The 13,307-nt window shown below is 46.0% G+C and carries 10 protein-coding genes; 8 read left to right on the top strand and 2 right to left on the bottom strand.

Going from position 1 to position 13,307, the window contains the following annotated elements; all coding sequences use genetic code 11:
• Positions 1-6: 6 nt before the first annotated feature.
• From pdhR to lpdA, 4 genes are all read left to right on the top strand, one after another.
• On the top strand, positions 7-768 hold the full coding sequence (pdhR, locus tag B9J84_RS09860; protein WP_094124039.1) for a pyruvate dehydrogenase complex transcriptional repressor PdhR: 762 nt from the start codon (positions 7-9) through the stop codon (positions 766-768).
• 53 nt (positions 769-821) lie between these two features.
• The gene (gene aceE, locus B9J84_RS09855; RefSeq protein WP_013857675.1) at positions 822-3,497 is read left to right on the top strand and encodes a pyruvate dehydrogenase (acetyl-transferring), homodimeric type; all 2,676 of its coding nucleotides are present in this window, start codon (positions 822-824) and stop codon (positions 3,495-3,497) included.
• 18 nt (positions 3,498-3,515) lie between these two features.
• Positions 3,516-5,399 carry a pyruvate dehydrogenase complex dihydrolipoyllysine-residue acetyltransferase gene (aceF, locus tag B9J84_RS09850; RefSeq protein WP_094124038.1) on the top strand — a complete coding sequence of 628 codons (1,884 nt, stop codon included), beginning with the start codon at positions 3,516-3,518 and terminating at the stop codon, positions 5,397-5,399.
• A gap of 300 nt (positions 5,400-5,699) precedes the next feature.
• Positions 5,700-7,127, top strand: coding sequence for a dihydrolipoyl dehydrogenase (gene lpdA / locus B9J84_RS09845; RefSeq protein WP_013857673.1), 1,428 nt, complete (start codon positions 5,700-5,702; stop codon positions 7,125-7,127).
• A gap of 118 nt (positions 7,128-7,245) precedes the next feature.
• On the opposite strand, the gene B9J84_RS09840 is transcribed toward lpdA, so the two are convergent.
• Positions 7,246-7,863 (bottom strand): LuxR/HapR/OpaR family quorum-sensing transcriptional regulator, encoded by a 618-nt coding sequence (locus B9J84_RS09840; RefSeq protein ID WP_013857672.1) that lies wholly within the window; start codon positions 7,861-7,863, stop codon positions 7,246-7,248.
• Positions 7,864-8,234: 371 nt separating this feature from the next.
• On the opposite strand from B9J84_RS09840, the gene hpt reads away from it, so the two are divergent.
• Positions 8,235-8,765 carry a hypoxanthine phosphoribosyltransferase gene (hpt, locus tag B9J84_RS09835; protein ID WP_010319544.1) on the top strand — a complete coding sequence of 177 codons (531 nt, stop codon included), beginning with the start codon at positions 8,235-8,237 and terminating at the stop codon, positions 8,763-8,765.
• 84 nt (positions 8,766-8,849) lie between these two features.
• Here the strand turns inward: hpt and can are convergent, their stop codons facing one another.
• Entirely contained in the window at positions 8,850-9,518 is a 669-nt protein-coding gene (gene can, locus B9J84_RS09830; protein WP_013857670.1) for a carbonate dehydratase, read from the bottom strand.
• Between the two features lie 250 nt (positions 9,519-9,768).
• Here can and B9J84_RS09825 point away from each other — a divergent pair, with 250 nt between their 5' ends.
• The 3 genes from B9J84_RS09825 to B9J84_RS09815 all read left to right on the top strand — a co-directional run bounded on the left by B9J84_RS09825 (position 9,769) and on the right by B9J84_RS09815 (position 13,274).
• On the top strand, positions 9,769-11,436 hold the full coding sequence (locus tag B9J84_RS09825; protein ID WP_094124037.1) for a SulP family inorganic anion transporter: 1,668 nt from the start codon (positions 9,769-9,771) through the stop codon (positions 11,434-11,436).
• 141 nt (positions 11,437-11,577) lie between these two features.
• Positions 11,578-12,498 (top strand): ABC transporter ATP-binding protein, encoded by a 921-nt coding sequence (locus B9J84_RS09820; protein WP_026027559.1) that lies wholly within the window; start codon positions 11,578-11,580, stop codon positions 12,496-12,498.
• 5 nt (positions 12,499-12,503) lie between these two features.
• Positions 12,504-13,274 carry an ABC transporter permease gene (locus B9J84_RS09815; protein ID WP_010319547.1) on the top strand — a complete coding sequence of 257 codons (771 nt, stop codon included), beginning with the start codon at positions 12,504-12,506 and terminating at the stop codon, positions 13,272-13,274.
• Positions 13,275-13,307 lie beyond the last annotated feature (33 nt).

The raw sequence follows: 13,307 nt of genomic DNA, 5'->3' as shown, positions 1-13,307 counted from the left end.
CGTCAGATGTTTAAAAGAGACAGGCCAAAACTCTCTGATGTAATTGAACAGGAGTTAGAAAGGCTGATAGTGGAAGGAACACTCTCTCCGGGGCAACAATTGCCTCCAGAACGAGAACTGGCAAAACAGTTCGAGGTGTCTCGTCCATCCATTCGTGAAGCCATTCAACGCCTCGAAGCCAAGCGTTTATTAACCCGCCGTCAAGGTGGAGGTACGTTTGTCAGTGAGAACATTTGGCAGAGTTTTTCTGATCCTCTGCTAAATTTATTGTCTAGCCACTCTGAAACCCAGCTCGATCTATTGGAATCGCGCCACGCGATGGAAGGTATTTCAGCTTATTTCGCAGCATTGCGTGGTACTGAGGAAGATTTTGCTCGCATTCAAGCCTGTTTGGCGAGAATTGGTGAACAACAAGCGAAAAAAGAGGTCGAAGCAGAAGCGTCTGCGGTGGTCGCGTTTTTAGTCGCTCTCACTGAAGCGGCCCACAACGTGGTGCTTTTGCATATTGTTCGCAGCCTTGCTCCTTTGCTTGAGCAAAATGTTCTACAGAATTTAAAACTATTACACCGCCGCCATGAAGTGGTGGAGAAAGTAAGTAGACACCGAGCTAATATCGTGGATGCGATCGTTTCTGGTCAGCCGGAAAAGGCGCGCGAAATGTCCCATTCTCACTTAGCTTATATCGAAGAAACATTGTTGGATTTGACCAAAGAAGAGTCTCGTCGTGAGCGTTCGTTGCGCCGAATTCAGCAGGGTAATGAGTCGTAACCTACGGCGAATTGCTTGTTTTATAGATCCAACCAATAGAAGGATAGATCGCCATGTCTGACATGAAGCATGACGTAGATGCACTGGAAACTCAGGAATGGCTAGCCGCCCTTGAGTCAGTTGTACGTGAAGAAGGTGTAGAACGCGCTCAGTTCTTACTTGAGCAAATTCTAGATAAAGCACGTCTAGACGGTGTTGATATGCCAACCGGTATTACCACGAACTACATCAACACCATTCCAGCTGCGCAAGAACCAGCATACCCAGGTGACACAACGCTTGAGCGTCGCATTCGCTCAATCATCCGTTGGAACGCGATTATGATCGTTCTACGTGCATCGAAAAAAGACCTCGATCTTGGCGGCCACATGGCGTCATTCCAGTCTTCTGCTTCGTTCTACGAAACATGTTTTAACCACTTCTTCCGTGCGCCTAATGAAAAAGATGGCGGTGACTTGGTTTATTATCAAGGTCACATCTCTCCAGGGATCTACGCACGTGCGTTCGTTGAAGGCCGCTTAACGGCTGAGCAACTTGACAACTTCCGCCAAGAAGTGGATGGCAAAGGTATTCCTTCCTACCCACACCCGAAATTGATGCCTGAATTCTGGCAATTCCCGACCGTATCTATGGGTCTGGGTCCAATTTCTGCAATCTATCAAGCGCGTTTCCTCAAATATCTTGATGGCCGTGGTATGAAAGACACTTCTGAACAGCGTGTATACGCGTTCCTAGGTGATGGCGAGATGGATGAGCCAGAATCACGCGGTGCGATTTCATTCGCCGCTCGTGAGAAGCTTGATAACCTATGTTTCCTTATCAACTGTAACTTGCAACGTCTAGACGGCCCTGTCATGGGTAACGGTAAGATCATCCAAGAACTTGAAGGCCTATTTAAAGGCGCAGGTTGGAACGTTGTTAAAGTGATTTGGGGTAACAACTGGGATTCTCTACTGGCGAAAGACACCACAGGTAAGCTGCTTCAGTTGATGAACGAAACCATCGATGGTGACTACCAAACATTTAAAGCGAAAGATGGTGCTTACGTGCGTAAACACTTCTTTGGTAAATACCCAGAAACAGCGGCGCTTGTTGCTGATATGACTGACGATCAAATTTTCGCGCTGAAGCGTGGTGGTCACGAGTCTTCTAAACTGTACGCAGCCTTTACTAATGCTCAAGACACGAAAGGCAAGCCAACCGTGATTCTGGCGAAGACCGTTAAAGGTTACGGCATGGGTGAAGCGGCAGAAGGTAAGAACATCGCTCACCAAGTGAAGAAAATGGACATGACTCACGTGCTGCAACTGCGTGATCGTCTTGGTCTACAAGATCTTCTGACGGATGAAGCTGTGAAAGAGTTGCCATACCTAACATTGGCAGAAGGCTCGAAAGAGCACGAATACTTACACGCTCGCCGTAAAGCGCTAAAAGGTTACACACCTCAACGCTTGCCTAAGTTCACTCAAGAACTTGTGATTCCAGCGGTTGAAGAGTTCAAGCCTCTGCTTGAAGAGCAAAAACGTGAAATCTCAACCACAATGGCGTTTGTCCGTGCGTTGAACATTTTGCTCAAAGATAAGAGCATTGGTAAAAATATTGTGCCAATCATTGCAGATGAAGCACGTACTTTCGGTATGGAAGGTCTGTTCCGTCAAATCGGTATCTATAACCCACACGGTCAGAACTACACTCCTCAAGACCGCGACATCGTTTCTTACTATAAAGAAGCGACTTCAGGTCAGGTACTGCAAGAAGGGATCAACGAGCTGGGTGCTATGTCTTCATGGGTTGCTGCTGCAACTTCATACTCGACAAACGATCTGCCAATGATTCCGTTCTACATCTACTACTCTATGTTTGGTTTCCAACGCGTTGGCGACATGGCATGGATGGCAGGTGACCAACAAGCACGTGGTTTCCTATTGGGCGCTACCGCTGGGCGTACGACGCTCAATGGTGAAGGTCTACAGCACGAAGATGGTCACTCGCACATATTGGCGGCAACGGTTCCTAACTGTCTTTCTTACGATCCTACATTTGCTTACGAAGTTGCAGTCATCATGCAAGACGGTATTCGCCGCATGTATGGTGATCAAGAGAACGTATTCTACTACCTAACGCTGATGAACGAGAACTACGCAATGCCTGAAATGCCACAAGGCGCTGAAGAAGGTATTCGTAAAGGTATCTACAAATTAGAAAGCTACGCTCCACAAGGAACGACTGGCTCTAAAGGTAAAGTTCAGTTAATGAGCTCAGGTACGATCATGAACGAAGTACGCAAAGCGGCTCAAATCTTAAGTGATGAGTACGGCGTGGCTTCAGATGTTTACTCAGTAACATCATTCAATGAAGTGACTCGTGATGGCCAAGCATGTGAGCGTTACAACATGCTTCACCCTGAAGCGCAGCCGCAAGTACCTTACATTCAAACGGTAATGGGTAGCGAGCCTGCCATCGCAGCAACTGACTACATGAAGAACTACGCTGAGCAAGCGCGTGCGTTTATCCCGGCTGAATCATACAAAGTACTAGGTACTGATGGTTTTGGTCGTTCTGATAGCCGTGAAAACCTACGTCGTCACTTCGAAGTGAACGCAGGTTACGTGGTGGTTGCCGCGCTAAGCGAACTAGCGAAACGTGGTGATGTTGAGAAATCAGTTGTGGTTGAAGCGATTAAGAAATTCAACATCGATACTGAAAAAACAAACCCGCTATACGCTTAATTAAGGTAGGAAAGAATAATGGCAATCGAAATTAATGTACCGGATATTGGTGCGGATGAGGTTGAAGTTACTGAGATTCTTGTCAGCGTTGGCGACAAGGTTGAAGAAGAGCAATCTCTTATTACTGTAGAAGGTGATAAGGCTTCTATGGAAGTACCAGCTTCTCAAGCGGGTATTGTAAAAGAAATCAAAGTAGTCGCTGGCGATAAAGTATCGACCGGTTCACTTATCATGATTTTTGAAGCAGAAGGCGCTGCGGTCGCAGCTCCAGCAGTGGAAGCTGCACCAGTTGCGGCTCCTGCTGCCGCGGCTGTCGCTGAGCTTAAAGAAGTTCACGTGCCAGATATCGGCGGTGATGAAGTGGAAGTCACTGAAATCATGGTCGCAGTCGGCGATTCAATCGCAGAAGAGCAATCTCTACTGACGGTTGAAGGTGACAAAGCCTCAATGGAAGTACCTGCTCCATTTGCTGGTGTACTGAAAGAGATCAAAGTGGCTGCGGGCGATAAAGTATCGACAGGCTCACTGGTGATGATCTTTGAAGTGGCGGGTTCCGCTCCGGCGGCAGCTTCTGCTCAAGTGGCAGCACCTGTAGCTGCAGCACCAGCCGCTTCGGCAGCAAAAGAGATCCACGTACCGGATATCGGTGGTGATGAAGTCGAAGTGACGGAAATCATGGTGGCGGTTGGCGATACTGTGAGTGAAGAGCAGTCTCTTATCACCGTTGAAGGCGATAAAGCATCAATGGAAGTTCCTGCGCCGTTTGCTGGTGTTGTGAAAGAAATTAAAGTGGCGGCTGGTGATAAGGTGTCAACAGGCTCTCTTATCATGGTGTTTGAAGTTGCCGGTGCAGCGCCCGTTGCCGTAGCGGCCCCTGCGCAAGCCGCGGCTCCAGCCGCATCAGCGCCAAAAGCGGAAGCGATAAAATCAGCGGTGGCAGCACCTGCCGAGTTTGAAGAGAACAATGAGTACTCTCACGCATCACCGGTTGTGCGCCGTATTGCGCGTGAATTTGGTGTTAACCTAGCGAAAGTCAAAGGTTCTGGCCGTAAGAGCCGCATCCTAAAAGAAGACGTGCAAAACTACGTGAAAGAAGCGCTTAAGCGTCTTGAATCTGGTTCTGCCGCAGTGGCTTCTGGTAAAGGTGATGGCGCCGCGCTTGGCTTGCTACCTTGGCCAAAAGTGGACTTCAGCAAGTTTGGTGACACAGAAGTAAAACCGCTTTCACGTATTAAGAAGATCTCTGGTGCTAACTTGCATCGTAACTGGGTGATGATCCCACACGTTACCCAATGGGATAATGCGGATATCACCGAGCTTGAGAACTTCCGTAAAGAGCAAAATGCGATTGAAGCGAAGAACGACACTGGCATGAAGATCACCCCACTGGTGTTCATCATGAAAGCGGTAGCGAAAGCACTAGAAGCATTCCCATCGTTTAACTCTTCACTTTCTGAAGATGGCGAAAGCTTGATTCTGAAGAAGTACGTGAACGTGGGTATTGCTGTTGATACGCCAAATGGTCTTGTTGTTCCTGTCTTCAAAGATGTGAACAAAAAAGGCATTTATGAGCTATCAAGAGAGCTGGCTGAAGTATCGAAGAAAGCCCGTGCAGGTAAACTGACCGCTGCAGACATGCAAGGTGGCTGTTTCACTATCTCTAGCTTAGGTGGCATCGGCGGTACAGCGTTTACGCCTATCGTTAACGCGCCAGAAGTCGGTATCCTTGGGGTATCTAAGTCTGAGTTTAAGCCAGTGTGGAACGGTAAAGAGTTCGAACCACGCCTACAACTGCCACTATCACTGTCATACGATCACCGTGTGATTGATGGTGCGGAAGGTGCGCGTTTCATCACATTCCTAAATGGCGCGCTATCAGACATTCGTCGTCTGGTTCTGTAAGCCAAGTTTAGTGAAAGAGAGGGCGGCCGTTAAAGCCGCCCTTGTTAACACGAATAATTGAACAATTGGATTACGAAGGGTTTTTTCTTAATCGAATTGTCGTCTAGCTCACAGGCTAAATGGATTTACTTTTCACACCATTAACATCTCTGTAAACTGTTGCGGTCTGAAAATAATTCGTTTTAATTCATTTGTTTTAAGTAATTGGCTCAGTCATGGGTTTAATTCATTGGATTAAACACTAAAAACAACGAGAACATCCACTCAGCCTGTTAGGGATAATGACTACAAGAGGTCAAAATGAGCAAAGAAATCAAAGCCCAAGTCGTCGTACTTGGTGCCGGTCCTGCTGGTTACTCCGCTGCATTCCGCTGTGCAGACTTAGGTCTTGAAACAGTACTTGTTGAACGCTACAGCACCCTTGGCGGTGTGTGTTTGAACGTGGGTTGTATCCCATCAAAAGCGTTGCTGCACGTTGCAAAAGTTATCGAAGAAGCGAAAGCATTGGCCCAGCACGGTATTGTGTTTGGTGAACCACAAACGGACATCGATAAAATCCGCCTTTGGAAAGAAAAAGTTATCAACCAGTTAACGGGCGGTCTTGGCGGCATGGCGAAGATGCGCAAAGTGACTGTCGTGAACGGTTTCGGCAAATTTACTGGCCCTAACGCCATTGAAGTTGAAGGTGAAGACGGTAAAACCGTGGTTAATTTTGATAACGCCATCGTTGCAGCTGGTTCTCGTCCAATTAAACTGCCATTCATTCCTCATGAAGACCCACGCATTTGGGATTCAACGGATGCACTTGAACTGAAAGAAGTTCCTGGAAAACTGTTGATCATGGGGGGTGGTATCATCGGTCTAGAAATGGCGACGGTTTACCACTCGCTAGGTTCTAAGATTGATGTGGTTGAGATGTTTGACCAACTTATCCCAGCGGCGGATAAAGACATGGTTAAAGTCTACACCAAACGTATCAAAGACAAATTTAACCTGATGCTTGAAACCAAAGTAACCGCTGTTGAAGCAAAAGAAGATGGTATCTACGTTTCAATGGAAGGCAAAAAAGCACCAGCGCAAGCTGAGCGTTATGATGCCGTTCTTGTTGCTATCGGCCGCGTACCAAACGGTAAGCTGATGGATGCTGAAAAAGCAGGTATTGAAGTTGATGAGCGCGGCTTTATCAATGTTGATAAGCAAATGCGTACTAACGTTCCTCATATCTTCGCGATCGGTGATATTGTTGGTCAACCAATGTTGGCGCACAAAGGTGTGCATGAAGGCCACGTAGCAGCAGAAGTAATTTCTGGTAAGAAGCACTACTTCGATCCTAAAGTTATCCCTTCAATTGCGTACACTGAGCCAGAAGTGGCTTGGGTTGGTAAAACTGAAAAAGAAGCCAAAGCAGAAGGCATTAACTACGAAGTCGCGACATTCCCATGGGCAGCTTCTGGCCGTGCTATCGCTTCTGATTGTGCAGACGGTATGACTAAGCTTATCTTTGATAAAGAGACTCACCGCGTGATTGGTGGCGCTATCGTTGGTACTAACGGCGGCGAACTGCTTGGTGAAATCGGTTTGGCTATCGAGATGGGTTGTGATGCAGAAGATATCGCTTTGACGATTCATGCTCACCCAACGTTACATGAATCGGTAGGCCTTGCTGCGGAAGTATTTGAAGGCACGATTACTGATCTGCCAAACGCAAAAGCGAAAAAGAAAAAGTAACTTCAACGCTGATGCGTTAAATTGCTGGTTAGTTAAATTGCCGGTTCGTAACATAGTAAAAAACCGCTGAATTCAGCGGTTTTTTTATGCTCATAATTCAGAGACTAGGAAGTTAAGCCTAGTGATCTTTTTTATAGATGCAGAGCATGCTGAGGTAGCTTTTCACGAGTACACCCATGCTGGCTTCGTCTTGTATGCGATTTGCTTGTACAAATAGTGAGTAGAAGATACCAAGAAAGAGCGTAGCAAGATGTTCTGGTTCATGCCGATCGCACACTTCGCCACGTTCAATGGCTTTGATAAACATATTTTGTACCAAAAGTTGATTAGTACGGTTGGTGGAGACAAAAAGTGGCCACACTTCTTCGCGCGTTGAAGCGCTCCATTCAAACCATACTTTTAACCAGTGACAATCTTCAATCACAAGAGAAATCATCTTAGTGGTGATGTTGGTTAAGTTATCTTTCGCATGCAAATCAAGATCAATATTATCTGCGAGGAAGTTTGAAAACTGACGTACAACATGAGTGAGTACGTCGTCGACTAAATCTTCTCGGGTTGGAAAGTAGTTAAAGACAGTAGCGACTGAAACTTGGGCGATTTCAGCAATATCTGCGTGGCCACCTCGGCCTATTCCCCGTGTTGCAAACACTTCAAGGGCGATTTCCATCAGTTGAAGTTTGCGTTTTTGTGGTGATAAGCGAGTTCTGGGGCGTTTTTCTATCGATGTTTCCATGAGTTGTTAATCCTTGCCAATGACTGTTGAATTGAGCTTTTCGCTCTAATGATTATTTTGTTAGTTGCTTTAAAGCTTTATGAGTGTACTGCTGCATATGGTTGAGGTCAACGTTTCGAGTTTGTTTTTTGTGCGATCGTGTTAAATCCCATCGGATTCAACGTGTTTTATTGTATCTTTTATTGATGTGGCGTATTTGTGGTGAGCGTGTCTGCGGCAGCGTAGGAGCTTTATTTCATCATATCCAGAGTTTTGCTAATTATTTAACTATCCTGTGTGGCAGTGGTACTATACGCGCCAAGCTAGTTACGCGACGCCATCATTAAACTGCGATGATCGTAGCGTGTCGCATCACCCGAAAAGAGAACAGTATGAAACATACAGTTGAAGTGATGATTTCTGAGCAAGTGGTTCAGGAACGAATTCGTGAATTAGGCAAACAAATCACAGAGCATTACCAAGGTAGTGAAGATCTGGTACTGGTGGGCTTGTTGCGCGGCTCATTTGTCTTCATGGCAGACTTAGCTCGCGCGATCGACTTAGTTCATCAAGTCGATTTTATGACCGCGTCAAGCTATGGCAACACGATGCAAAGCTCACGTGATGTGCGCATTCTGAAAGATCTGGATGATGACATTAAAGGTAAAGATGTGTTGCTGGTAGAAGACATTATTGATACGGGTAATACACTAAATAAAGTAAAAGAAATTTTGTCTTTACGTGAACCTAAATCCATTCACATTTGTACTTTACTGGATAAGCCTTCACGCCGTGAGGTACCTGTAGAGGTCAAGTGGATCGGTTTTGAAATCCCAGATGAATTTGTCGTGGGCGTAGGTATCGACTACGCACAAAAATATCGTCACCTACCTTACATTGGTAAAGTTGTGCCGCAAGCGTAATTTTGCCAGCGATAATAGAATGCCCACTAAATAGTGGGCATTCTGTATTTTTAACTATCAGTTTTAACGGCAATTAACACGCTGTTATCGACACAGCAAGTTATGTTGCGCATTAAGAATTTTTTCCATCGCTTTTTGATAGGTGTCGTTGACTCGCTCACGTGAATCGCAGCGAACGCCTAAGTATTCCAAACGTCCGTCTTCAATACCGTAGACCACGCCATGCAGCTCGACATCTTGGCCGCGCTCCCATGCGTTTTGCAGTACGGTTGAGTTACCTAAATTATACACTTGCTCGGCAACGTTGATTTCGCACAATTTGTCGGCTTTATCTTGTTCTGGCATTGCATCTAAGTAGGTACGGTGCTTAAGGTATAAGTCACGCACGTGCAGTAACCAGTTGTTGATCAAGCCCAGCGGTGGGTTATCAATCGCTGCGTTGACGCCACCGCAGTCATAGTGCCCACAGATGATGATGTGCTTGACCTTCAGTACGTCAACCGCGTACTGCACTACAGAAAGGCAGTTAAGGTCAGTGTGAATCACTTGGTTTGCAACGTTGCGGTGTACAAACAGCTCACCAGAATAAAGCCCAGTCAAACGCTCGGCCGGAACTCGGCTATCAGAACAACCAATCCATAGAAAATCTGGGTCTTGCCCGCGAGCGAGTTTTGCAAAGTACTCAGGACGTTCAGCCTTAATCGATTCAGACCAACGTGAGTTATTTTCAAAAAGCTGTTTCAGTTCTGGCATCTCACTTCCCTTAAAAATAGTTCAATCGCATTAATGGTAATGCGCAAGAATAGGCCTGACTATACACAATGTTACAATTCTGTTCTCTTATAAAATGACAAAACACTCACTCATCTGACGAGTTTTCCTAGTAAAAAAATTAAACTGCTTCCATCGCTATTTGGATGGTCAACAGAGAATCAATCATATGTAAAATAATGGTTAATTATTAGAATGATGATTTGTTAGAGTGAGACAACCTATTTTGAGTATGAGGAAAAGCATTGTGTTTAGAGGCCGTTTTGCCGATATCGACCTAAAAGGTGACGTCTTTGGTGGCGTCACGACCGCGATTATTTCACTGCCACTTGCCTTGGCTTTTGGTGTGGCGTCTGGTGCGGGGGCAGAAGCAGGGCTTTGGGGAGCAATATTGGTGGGGCTGTTTGCTGCCTTGTTTGGTGGTTCATCTACATTAATTTCTGAACCTACAGGGCCAATGACGGTCATTATGACGGCCATTTTAACCAGCATGGTGGCGCGTTACCCTGAAACGGGGCTTGCAGTTAGCTTCACGGTTGTCATGATGGCAGGCGCTTTTCAGATTGTACTTGGCACTTTAAAACTCGGGAAATACATCACCTTAATGCCCTATAGCGTGATCTCTGGCTTTATGTCAGGAATTGGGGTGATTTTGATTATCCTGCAGTTGTCACCGCTGCTTGGTCAGGCGGCTCCCGCTGGGGGAGTGATGGGAACGTTAACCGCGTTGCCCGAGATCATTAGCCAGATGAAGTTCAGTGAGCTCTTTCTTGGTTTGTTAACCTTAGGCATTTTATTTTTTCTCCCGGCTCAATATCGCAAACAAGTGCCCGTTCAGTTGATTGCGTTAGTTGGGGTGACGCTTATTTCAGTACTGTTATTTGATAGCGATGAGATCCGCCGTATTGGTGTGATACCCGCAGGCTTACCCTCTTTTGTTATCCCAACCTTTAATGCCGAGATGTTCACCACCATGGTGATTGACGCTTTAGTACTCGGTACGCTTGGCTGCATTGATACGTTGCTCACCGCGGTAATTGGCGATTCTCTAACGCGTAAAGAGCATGATTCCGATAAAGAACTGCGAGGGCAAGGGCTCGCCAATATGATAGCAGGGCTATTTGGGGCGTTGCCGGGTGCTGGCGCAACCATGGGTACGGTGACCAATATTCAGGTCGGCGCGCGTTCTCCTCTGTCGGGTGTAGTTCGTGCTTTAGTATTAGCCTTAGTGGTGTTGGTGGCGGGAGGCTTAACCGAACCGATTCCAATGGCGGTATTGGCAGGGATTGCGGTGTATGTTGGTTTCAATATTCTTGATTGGAGCTTTATCCAACGCGCGCATAAAGTGAGTGTGCAGGGGATGGCCATCATGTATGGCGTGATGCTGTTAACTGTCTTTGTCGATTTGATTGTTGCGGTTGGTTTGGGCGTTTTTATCTCAAATATTTTGATCATAGAACGCTTGAGCCGCGAGCAAGCTCGCCAAGTGAAAGCCATTAGTGATGCTGATGAAAACGATGTGCCATTGACTGACAGCGAACGAGCTTTATTGGATCAAGCCAATGGTAAGGTGCTGTTTTTTTATCTCTCAGGGCCGATGATTTTTAGTGTATCTAAAGCGATCGCTCGCCAGCATAATCACATTAGTGACTATGAAGCGATGATTTTAGATCTTACTGATGTACCTATGATTGATGTGACGGTTGGGCTTGCTTTAGAAAACGCGATTAATGATGCCTTAGATGCCCACTGCGCGGTCTACTTACTTTGCCCAAATGTGCACACCAAACAGCAACTGGAAAAGTTTCATATTTTGGATTTGGTGCCAACCGAGCAGACTTTTTCGTTTCGTTATGAAGCGCTCAATGCTGCGGTTAAGCAGGTAGCCCAAAATCGTTAAGCGTTAAGGTTGTGCAAGAATGAATTACGCAGATCGCTGGATCTGCGTTTTTTTATTTTATCAATTTCTAATATTGGGTTGAAAAACGCGAGCCTTAGCAGCACATTGGATAGGTTAACATCACAAAGAGTGATCCGTGGAATGTACGCATTAGAAATAGAACAATTACGAAAAACTTACGCTGGTGGGTTTGAGGCCCTAAAAGGGGTGAGTTTACAGGTTGAAAAAGGCGATTTTTACGCACTGCTTGGGCCCAATGGAGCCGGGAAATCAACCACCATTGGCATTATCTCTTCGCTGGTCAATAAAACCTCTGGCACCGTTAAAGTGTTTGGTTTTGATATTGATAAAGATCTTGAGCTTGCCAAACAACACATTGGTTTAGTGCCGCAGGAGTTCAACTTCAACCAGTTTGAAACGGTTGAGCAAATAGTGCTGCAGCAAGCTGGGTATTACGGCGTGACGAAAGCGTTAGCGAAAGAGAGGGCAGAGAAGTACCTCTCAAAACTCGATTTGTGGGAAAAACGTAAAGAGCGAGCACGTAATCTTTCTGGTGGTATGAAACGCCGTTTGATGATTGCTCGAGCCTTAATGCATGAGCCTAAGTTGTTGATTTTAGATGAACCCACCGCCGGGGTGGATATTGAACTGCGCCGTTCGATGTGGGAGTTCTTAACCGAAATTAACGCGCAAGGGATCACCATTATCTTAACTACGCACTATTTAGAAGAAGCGGAGATGCTGTGCCGCAATATCGGCATTATTAACCGAGGTGAGCTTATTGAAAATACCTCGATGAAGGATTTACTGGCCAAATTACAGCTCGAAACCTTTATTTTAGATATCGCAGAGAATTCTCCGCCAGCGCCACAACTCAGTGGTGTGATCTCGCAGACCATGCTCAACGGTTCGTTACAAATTGAGTTGGAGAAAACGAAAGGGCTAAATTCAGTCTTTTCACAGTTAACAGAACAGGGAATTACGGTGCTTTCGATGCGCAACAAAGCGAACCGCCTTGAAGAGCTGTTTGTCAGCATTGTTCAACAGCAAAGCCGAGGATAATCATGATGTATCGTTTATATTGGACGGCTTTTTGCAGTTTACTGACTAAAGAAATTAACCGTTTTACGCGTATTTGGGTGCAAACCTTAGTACCGCCAGCCATCACCATGACGCTCTATTTCATTATTTTTGGCAACCTAATTGGTTCGCGTATTGGCCAGATGAACGGCTTTAGCTATATGGAATATATTGTCCCGGGCTTAATCATGATGTCGGTGATCACTAACTCATACTCGAACGTCGCCTCTTCTTTCTTTAGTGCGAAGTTTCAGAAAAACATCGAAGAGTTGTTAGTTGCACCTGTACCTAACTACGTCATTATCGCCGGATTTGTGATGGGCGGGGTAGTGCGTGGCTTGCTGGTGGGTACGATAGTGACCCTTGTGTCGCTGTTCTTTGTTGATCTCAAGGTCGATCATTGGGGGATTATTGCGGCGACGGTTTTTCTCACCTCTGTTGTGTTCGCTTTAGGCGGCATGATTAACGCCATTTTTGCTAAAACCTTTGATGACATTTCGATTATTCCTACCTTTGTATTGACCCCATTAACCTACTTGGGTGGGGTATTTTATTCGATCAGCCTATTGCCTGACTTTTGGCAAGCGGTATCGAAAATCAACCCAATCGTCTACATGGTTAATGCCTTCCGTTACGGTTTTCTTGGTGTGTCGGATGTGGGAATTGTTACCTCGTTCAGTGTGCTTGGTATTTTTGTAGTGGCCCTGTATGGGGTTGCGCATTATCTGGTTTCGCGTGGTATTGGGTTAAGGACTTAATAGAGCCTCCCCCTTTTAGGGGGAGGCTAGGAG

Origin of the sequence: Vibrio sp. V03_P4A6T147, assembly GCF_002241085.1 — a bacterium.
Taxonomy (GTDB): domain Bacteria; phylum Pseudomonadota; class Gammaproteobacteria; order Enterobacterales; family Vibrionaceae; genus Vibrio; species Vibrio anguillarum.
The sequence above is the reverse complement of the archived record's forward strand: the minus strand, read 5'-3'. Positions and strand labels throughout refer to the sequence as shown.

What these genes read in the sequence shown, in the direction of transcription:
- pdhR (WP_094124039.1), top strand. Translation starts at nt 7, where the DNA reads ATGTTTAAAAGAGACAGGCCAAAACTCTCTGATGTAATTGAACAGGAG.
- B9J84_RS09840 (WP_013857672.1), bottom strand. Translation starts at nt 7,863, where the DNA reads ATGGAAACATCGATAGAAAAACGCCCCAGAACTCGCTTATCACCACAA.
- hpt (WP_010319544.1), top strand. Translation starts at nt 8,235, where the DNA reads ATGAAACATACAGTTGAAGTGATGATTTCTGAGCAAGTGGTTCAGGAA.
- lpdA (WP_013857673.1), top strand. Translation starts at nt 5,700, where the DNA reads ATGAGCAAAGAAATCAAAGCCCAAGTCGTCGTACTTGGTGCCGGTCCT.
- B9J84_RS09825 (WP_094124037.1), top strand. Translation starts at nt 9,769, where the DNA reads ATGAGGAAAAGCATTGTGTTTAGAGGCCGTTTTGCCGATATCGACCTA.
- B9J84_RS09815 (WP_010319547.1), top strand. Translation starts at nt 12,504, where the DNA reads ATGTATCGTTTATATTGGACGGCTTTTTGCAGTTTACTGACTAAAGAA.
- B9J84_RS09820 (WP_026027559.1), top strand. Translation starts at nt 11,578, where the DNA reads ATGTACGCATTAGAAATAGAACAATTACGAAAAACTTACGCTGGTGGG.
- can (WP_013857670.1), bottom strand. Translation starts at nt 9,518, where the DNA reads ATGCCAGAACTGAAACAGCTTTTTGAAAATAACTCACGTTGGTCTGAA.
- aceE (WP_013857675.1), top strand. Translation starts at nt 822, where the DNA reads ATGTCTGACATGAAGCATGACGTAGATGCACTGGAAACTCAGGAATGG.
- aceF (WP_094124038.1), top strand. Translation starts at nt 3,516, where the DNA reads ATGGCAATCGAAATTAATGTACCGGATATTGGTGCGGATGAGGTTGAA.